The organism is Bacillus sp. RSS_NA_20 (assembly GCF_020165915.1).
In the GTDB taxonomy this organism is placed as follows: domain Bacteria; phylum Bacillota; class Bacilli; order Bacillales; family Bacillaceae; genus Bacillus; species Bacillus altitudinis.
Genome location: NZ_JAIUKW010000006.1, coordinates 1 through 5,120, shown reverse-complemented (window position 1 = coordinate 5,120; position 5,120 = coordinate 1). Strand labels below are relative to the sequence as shown.

The 5,120-nt window shown below is 44.4% G+C and carries 7 protein-coding genes and 1 pseudogene; 2 read left to right on the top strand and 6 right to left on the bottom strand.

Features of this window, described 5'->3' with window-relative positions:
• Nucleotides 1–92: 92 nt before the first annotated feature.
• The 5 genes from LCD32_RS19220 to LCD32_RS19200 all read right to left on the bottom strand — a co-directional run bounded on the left by LCD32_RS19220 (nt 93) and on the right by LCD32_RS19200 (nt 3,808).
• Nucleotides 93–428, bottom strand: coding sequence for a hypothetical protein (locus tag LCD32_RS19220; protein WP_224562522.1), 336 nt, complete (start codon nt 426–428; stop codon nt 93–95).
• Entirely contained in the window at nt 418–918 is a 501-nt protein-coding gene (locus LCD32_RS19215) for a hypothetical protein (protein WP_224562524.1), read from the bottom strand. Before LCD32_RS19215 ends, LCD32_RS19220 begins: the two co-directional genes overlap by 11 nt.
• Before the next feature lie 213 nt (nt 919–1,131).
• Entirely contained in the window at nt 1,132–1,479 is a 348-nt protein-coding gene (locus LCD32_RS19425; protein ID WP_224562526.1) for a helix-turn-helix domain-containing protein, read from the bottom strand.
• 136 nt (nt 1,480–1,615) lie between these two features.
• Nucleotides 1,616–2,662: a tyrosine-type recombinase/integrase gene (locus tag LCD32_RS19205; protein ID WP_224562528.1), complete on the bottom strand. Its 1,047-nt coding sequence runs from the start codon at nt 2,660–2,662 to the stop codon at nt 1,616–1,618.
• 357 nt (nt 2,663–3,019) lie between these two features.
• Nucleotides 3,020–3,808, bottom strand: coding sequence for a helix-turn-helix domain-containing protein (locus LCD32_RS19200; RefSeq protein ID WP_224563071.1), 789 nt, complete (start codon nt 3,806–3,808; stop codon nt 3,020–3,022).
• 140 nt (nt 3,809–3,948) lie between these two features.
• Between LCD32_RS19200 and LCD32_RS19195 the strand changes: the two are divergent.
• Nucleotides 3,949–4,164: pseudogene (locus LCD32_RS19195) on the top strand (helix-turn-helix domain-containing protein); the annotation flags it as partial.
• Nucleotides 4,165–4,209: 45 nt separating this feature from the next.
• Nucleotides 4,210–4,554, top strand: coding sequence for a YolD-like family protein (locus tag LCD32_RS19190; RefSeq protein WP_224563065.1), 345 nt, complete (start codon nt 4,210–4,212; stop codon nt 4,552–4,554).
• Nucleotides 4,555–4,569: 15 nt separating this feature from the next.
• Here the strand turns inward: LCD32_RS19190 and LCD32_RS19185 are convergent, their stop codons facing one another.
• Nucleotides 4,570–5,082, bottom strand: coding sequence for a hypothetical protein (locus LCD32_RS19185; protein WP_224563054.1), 513 nt, complete (start codon nt 5,080–5,082; stop codon nt 4,570–4,572).
• Between the last annotated feature and the right edge of the window lie 38 nt (nt 5,083–5,120).

Sequence of the window (5,120 nt, the reverse complement as noted above, 5' to 3'; positions counted from 1 at the left end):
CATCTCCGCAATAAGCGCCGCCATTGCCTGTCGTAATTCTGCGATTTCTTGATCCTTCGTTTTAGTCACGATTTAACCGCCTCCCAGCCGTTTTATTTGTCGTGAGTATTAGCGCCCTCGATCGTCAGTGCCGCCGCTAATTCCGTACGAAATTCCCGTACCATTTGCGCAATCTCGGCTAAAGATGCCGCATCTGATGTTTTGATCCGTCGGTTCATTACGTCCAAGACGGCGCGATCAACCGTAGCGTGATACGAAACTTCTCGCCAGCGCTCGACCGGCGTCGGGTCGGCGTCAGGGTTTTCGGCTAGTTTCTTCGCCCAGCCAGGCGATTTGGTCGGGTCGGTGAAATAACGTTCATTTACGATGATGTTGTGGACGTCGGATGTAAGGCGGTAGTCGGGTGAGATCGGAATGTTAATCGTCATGATTATCGGACTCCTTTTCGTTTATTGATTTCCGTGACTGTTCCGTCTTTGTAGAAAATGCGCGCGTCAGGCGTTGTCCATCCGTATTCATCCGCCAAAAACTGTGCGTATTCTTCGATATTGCGGAATTTAATCTTTCCGCTGAATTTACGGAAGAAGTCTTTTTCCATCGAGGTTCCGTATGAATTTCGTAAGCTCCGTAGCCATCACGCCAAACTTTCTCCGCGTCTCCTAACCTGTCATAAACCGAAACCTCGTATCCGTTCTCATTGAATTCTGATAGCTTGATTTCATCTCCGGAATACCAACGATCTCCGCAACAGCCGCAGTCAACCCCGTCCGTTACTCCGTTAAAGTAAACGCCTAGACTTTCCGCAATAGAATCGGCTTCAGCTAAGTTCTCCGCTTCGATAAATAATCGGTGGCACACCTTATCGTTTACTTCGAAATGACCGCCGCTGTTATTCTGTGTGTATTCATAAAACGTCATATTACCGCCTTCTTTCCGTTTTATTTAAAACCGTAGCAATTCGTTCGCTTACGCTCACTCTTTGCAAATATCCTTTTATCGCGATAGATATATCTTTAAATAAGTGTCTGCGCGAAAGGTTTTAATTGAGCGCTATTATTTAATTGAGTATAGATAATGAATATAGTAAATGAGTATAGTTCGTCTGTCGTTTGAGCAAGGGACGGCTTCACCTCATGAACCCCTACCTTCATCGAATGAGGAGGGTATTGGCAGCAATACGTAGAGATTCGATAGCTGACCGCTCTCCTTACTTTTCCGTTCCCTAATATCGATCAAGCCGACGTCTTTCAGTTTTGTCAGCGCCTTCCGAACCGTATTTTCCGAGCATAAGCATTCCGCCGCCAAAGTTTTAACGGAAGGAAACGACTGCTTACTATGATTATCCGCGTGCATCGAAAGCATCGTGTATACGAGTTTCTGCGCGCTCTTATCGAGGATCTTACCGTCAGCCAGTACGCTACTTGCGACTTGAGTAAATTTATGTTCACGTAGATCTAAAACGCCTACCTGTTCGATCACATTCGATCACCTCCGTTGCACGTTAATGTCTCCGACTAATTTACGAATCATTTTCGCTTTCATAAGTACAGTCGCATGTGACTGATCAAAATCGGGACATTCGAAACAAAAAAAATAACCCGACCTAATGGCCGAGTCATCTTCTTTTAAGTTTCCGTTGTTTATTCAGTTTTTTTCTTACGGCATTGATTGCGGAATATTTATCGTGCTGTTCCGTTAATGATCTCCCCGAGAGATGTGTATATCTCATAACCATACGTAAATCGCTGTGTCCTAGTAACATCTGAAGGTGTCTTATATCTCCTCCGGCCTCTAAGTACATTGTTGCGGCTGTGTGGCGGAAAAGGTGCGGGTGTACACGTTTCTTTATACCGACTTCCTTTGCGTATTCTACTAACCTTTTTCTAAAATGATCACGTGTTAACGGCTCTCCGTAGTTTGCAAGGAATAAATAGTCAGAATCAAAATCGGCTTTATTCTCGGTAATTAATTCGTTTAAAAGTTTCGCTGTACCAAACTCGATCGGAACTGTGCGTGCTTTCCTATTTTTAGCTATAGGAGCCGGTATGTACAACGAACACCCCTTAAAGTCGAAGTTTTCTGTACGTAAACCTAACGCTTCAGAAATACGCATCATCCCGTCCAATAATACGTTCATCAGCACGTAATCCCTAAAATCAGCGTAATCACGTTGGTTTGGAGCCGCAAATAATATTCGGAGTTCTTCCTCATCTAATATAATGATCTCTTCTTCCGGCTCATTAACGTTCTTTATACCGTACATAGGATTCGTCTCAATTAACCCTTCATCATGGAGCGTTTTAAAGAACACTCGCAAGGTTTTAAGTCGGGTATTAATAGTAGACGGCGCCAACCCTTTTGTCATATGTCGTTCTTTCTTAAATGCGTGGTCCTCGAATTTCACCCACTCATCCTTCATGTAAACGATATATCTACGAATGACATCTCTGTTTATTTCATTGATTGACCGCGCTATTTTGTGACGATCGAGGTATTCGATGAAGAATCCGTAGTTATTTTCGTATTGCTCTATCGTACCCTCAGCTCGCCCCTCAGATTTCTTTATCGCGCGAAATTGAATAAATAATACATCGAGATTACTTGACGTTTTACGTAACGTCCGTTCTTTTTTAACGCGCTTGCCCGATCTATTTGCGGACATAGTATCGCCTCCAAATCGATTAAGTCATCGAAATGAAAACCGCTACCTCGTCGACTATACGACCGCTACCCTGCGCCCTAGAACGCCTAAGTCATCGTCTAAGTCAACGCAATAAAAAACGGCTAGAAACGTTGATATAACGCCTCTAACCGCCGTGGATGATTCCGACTGGGCTCGAACCAGCGACCTCTACCCTGTCAAGGTATACGATAAGTCTCCGGTAAGTCAGACGGCAAGTCAAACGTTGGTATATAGACGTTAAGTCAGTCGGTAAGTCAAACGGTTTCACTTCGATACTTCGTATTATAGACGATAGGAGCGCTATTCTGCAAGTATTTCATGCGATACCTACCCGAATTATTCCGCTTCAAGAAACGCCTCGAACGCCTCTAATTTACCGCGCATTTTCCTACGTTTTGCCTCGCTTGCTGCCCGCTGAAACGAAATATACATATACGCATCAAAACGGCTAATTTCGTTCAATTTCGCTTTGAGTATCGTCTTGTGCCACGCATCTACAAATGGCTCCGGATCATGCTCGATCATCAACGCAGGGTCTACGGATGCTTTAGCCCGCAATAACAAGCCGTAATATTTATAGATTTCTGCTGCTTCAAAGTAGCGACTCATAGCGTTGTAGATTTCCGTTGGCAACGAGTTTTTCAGCGCTTCAGCCGGTACCGCAGCCGTATCTTTAACGTGCTTTTGATTTAAGTGATTAATAGAATCCGATGGTTCATTTTCGATTTTTGGCGTCTCAACCGTTGGTACATCGGCGTTTTCCGTCTCCTGCCGAGTGGTCATTGTCGACTGGTCATTCGCAGCTAACGGTAAGATGACGATTATGTTGGCGCCCTTGCCACCGTTGATTTTACGAGTCGTCGCAACCTTCTTGACGATATTCAACGCAGCCAGTTGATTAAGAACGCGGCGTGCCGTCTTGACGGATTTACCGATTAGGTCGGCTAAGGTTTCCGCTTTGAGATGCGCTGCGCCTGCGAACTTAACCGCATAGCGTGCGATCTGTTTAAGTGCGGTCCGCGCCGTGTCGGATAGGTCGTATGAGTTACGTTTGATATGTTCGTAGACGGCCTTGTTTAGTGCCTGCGTCGACGAGAACGTTTGATGTTCCGCTAAGTAATGCATATCGATACCTCCTATACATTTATTCGTTAATACGTATATTACGCTTATACGTATAATAAGTCAACGAAAATAATTACGTTTATACGTATTTACGTAAACAAATAGATACGGTATAATAAACAAAAAAGCAACGGAGGTCCCTTATGAGGCATGTCGTTTTGCGCATCGATAAACTTATGGAACAATACGGATTGACACAGGTTGAATTTGCGGAGAAGGTCGGAATACGTCAAGCTGCTATTTCGCAATTGGCACGTAATCATGTGGCGAGAGTTTCCGTAGATCACTTAGACCGCATCATCAACACGTTTGAGATCGACGATATTTCCGATTTAATCGTCATTGAAAAAGATTGATAAACGAACATATATTCGGCTATAATTTAACCGGAGGTGTCGCCAATGTGGGACGAACGGAAGGATCAGAACCGCTGGCAGATGAAGTTCATATTGCCGGAGCACAACGAAGCTTTGCGTCAATTACACCTCGCGAAGCAGAAGATAGAACGTCCGGTATTAAGCGAGGAGCAAGTTGACGAATTTGAGTTCGTTATTTCCTCGGCGGTGAGCGAAGACCTGCCGCTGGATTTCGAATTATACGATGACGGATTTGTTCGCGAAGTAAGTGGACGCGTTGTTTACGTGGACCATCTACGGAAGGAATTTCGTGTGAAGGATAATCGAGGCGATACTAATTTCGTTAAGTTTGCGGATATACTAAACGTAAAAAACGCCCCATCCGGTTAGGGACGGGGCTTTTCGTTATTGATTAAGCGTATACTTTCGTGAGAATGTAGCCGCGTCGAGTACATCATCTCCGTTTGTTTTGAAGATTCTCCACGAGAAACTTACGCTTGTCACTTCGCTAGGAGACGTATTAGACATCGGCCATGCGTAAAAGAAGTCGAGCCTATCGCCTTTGTTCTTCATCACAGCCGACCCTTCCTCCGATACCGTTATCACTTCTTCCGGACCTAACTCTTCTCCCGTGTTCAAAGTAATCGGATTCGTTGCCGGATAGGCTTCAAAGGACGAATGGCCGATATTAGCCATCGAGCCTTTAATCGCTATATGAGCGCTCGACGGAGAGATAAGTACTTTATCAATTTTAATATCTAAGCCATCGTAATTCTCTTCGTCATCCATTTCCGCACTATATAACCATATACCGCTATCTTCACTTAAGTCCTCACTCGCAGTAGCCTCTTTCGCCTGAACTTCTTCGTCTTTGTTATTCGTTTGAGTATTCGACGAACATCCCGCAATTATCAGCAAGGCTATTACTATAGAAAAAAGTAGTCTGACACGCTTCA